Here is an 836-nt window from a genome sequence, read left to right on the forward strand (position 1 = left end):
GGCGAGCATGGAGCACCACCCGCTTTCCGGGAAATAGACATTCTCGATGGCCACTTCCGGCTTGTGCAGCACCTGGCGGAGCTGCATCTCCACCCGCTCCAGCTTCGGCCAGAGGCGGGCGAGGCTGTCCGGCGGCAGGGCGGCGAGCAGGCGGTTGCGGGGCGCGGGGGGGGCTGAGGGTCCTATGACAGGCTCCTGCGACGCGGTGTCGGCAAGAGCACGGGCCTCTCTCAGCCGTCTGCGCCGGGGGGCCACTGCAGACGATGGCTTAGCTATGTGAGCAGAGGCCGCATTGTCTGTACGCAAGCGTACGGCAATCACCAGAAGGCGAGTATGGCAGTACCGCCCTCTGCTGCCGGGTAGAACGCTGTCCAGGGCATCAAAGCCATGGCCCGGTCGGCTGGCTCAGCGGCGATAGGGCATCTTGCTGCCGCCAAACAGCCGGTCAAGCGCACGGCGCTGGATGCCGTAGCATTCGCAGCTTGCGCTTTCGAGGCCCGGCCGGTCCGTCACCTCCATGCAGCCGCGCTCGTAGCGGATGAACTGCGCCTTCTGCAGCACGCGGGCCGCCACGGTCACGCCGGCCCGCCGCACCCCCAGCATCATCGACAGGAACTCATGCGTCATGGGGAACTCGTCCCCCTCAGCCCGGTCATGCGCCATCAGCAGCCAGCGGGCGAGGCGATCCTCGGTATGGTGGCGCCCGTTGCAGGCTCCGCTCCGCGCCACCTGCCCGTGATGGACCAGGGCATAGCGCAGCAGCAGATGCCGCAGGTCGCGGTCCTCGTCCATCGCCTCGCGCAGCGCGCCGGCGCTCAGGCGGAAGGCATCGCCGG

General features: G+C 68.7%; 1 protein-coding gene. It reads right to left on the reverse strand.

Features of this window, described 5'->3' with window-relative positions; genetic code table 11:
* Positions 1-405: 405 nt before the first annotated feature.
* The coding region (locus ACFOY6_RS24205; protein WP_379652466.1) for a Crp/Fnr family transcriptional regulator at positions 406-836 on the reverse strand (431 nt) is incomplete at its 5' end.

The sequence above is a fragment of the Teichococcus aestuarii genome, from assembly GCF_042651065.1.
In the GTDB taxonomy this organism is placed as follows: domain Bacteria; phylum Pseudomonadota; class Alphaproteobacteria; order Acetobacterales; family Acetobacteraceae; genus Pseudoroseomonas; species Pseudoroseomonas aestuarii.